The sequence below is a fragment of the Bartonella sp. MR168JLCBS genome, assembly GCF_042194175.1.
In genome coordinates this window covers 1-742 of record NZ_JBHIMP010000338.1, presented here as the reverse complement: position 1 = coordinate 742, position 742 = coordinate 1, and the positions used below count along the sequence as shown (strand labels likewise).

The following is a 742-nucleotide window of genomic DNA, read 5'->3' as shown; positions in this document are numbered from 1 at the left end:
GATTTGTACTTCCAGCAGAAAAATCTACTCCACTACCCATAAGAACAGTTGTAGCATTTGCACCGCCAGCAGAGAGTCCCCAACCGTTTTGTCTTACAACGTCTTCTAAGTCTCTTAACTGTCTAACATTCACTGCATCGGCAGGCTCAGAGCCAGCTGCTACGCCTGTAATTTGTCTGGTTTTACCCTTACTATAATCACCAACACTCACTGCGCCCAGCGTACTTTTCCATTGCGCCTCAGTGTTTTTTGCAGGACCCTGCAACAAAGAAGTATAACCAAACACACCAGCAGCCCTATTGGCTACAGAACTGCCACCTATAGCGACAGCTCCATCTGTCCGTGCTTCCGAATAATATCCTAAAGCAAGGCTATTCTGACTAACTGCCTGTGAACGATGACCAATAGCAGTTGAACCATCCCCCAAAGCCCTAGCAATAGCACCCACAGCCGTTGTATAACGACCCTTCGCTGTTGTACGATCGTCCGGACCGTTCCCTGGATTATGTTCGGAACCTATTGCGACACTGCTTGTTCCCAGAGCCTGAGACATGTAACCTATAGCAAGAGCATCATCATTGTTTGATGCCAGAGCGTTATAGCCTATAGCGATACCTCTCACTCCCTTTGCAGATGCACCATCACCCAGAATAACAGTGTTACTCGCTCGTGTATTTCGTTGCATTCCCGTATTTCCACCCCGCAAAAGGTCAGAAACATTAACAAGCGTTGCATTCTCATC

Annotated in this window: 1 pseudogene; it reads right to left on the bottom strand. The window is 47.4% G+C overall.

From position 1 onward, the window contains the following. Positions 1-742: pseudogene (locus ACFIK8_RS11265) on the bottom strand (hypothetical protein); the annotation flags it as partial.